Genomic DNA, 245 nt, shown 5'->3' with positions numbered 1-245 from the left:
CATCGCGAACTCCGGCAGCAACGCATGCGCTGCCGTCAGCCGCATGCCGGTCCGCAGGCCCTCCTGCGCGGCAGCGGCATTCACCGCCTGCAGGGTGCGCAATTGCACGGCGCCGCCGACCAGCGCCAGCGGCGCATCGGGATCAGGCAAACGCCGGAGGACGGCGTCCAGCGCCAGCTGCGGCAGCAATACACAGGCCCAGAGCATACGCAGGCCTCAATGCGCGACCAGCGCGAAGGACTGCG

Annotated in this window: 1 pseudogene; it reads right to left on the bottom strand. The window is 70.6% G+C overall.

Annotated elements, in window-relative coordinates:
* Positions 1-207, bottom strand: a pseudogene (locus OH705_RS28325) (DNA polymerase Y family protein); the annotation flags it as partial.
* Positions 208-245: the final 38 nt, after the last annotated feature.

The sequence above is a fragment of the Pseudomonas sp. BJa3 genome (genome assembly GCF_026343815.1).
Lineage (GTDB): Bacteria > Pseudomonadota > Gammaproteobacteria > Pseudomonadales > Pseudomonadaceae > Aquipseudomonas > Aquipseudomonas soli.
Note: the sequence above shows the minus strand (reverse complement) of the source record. Positions and strands in the feature narration are given on the sequence as shown.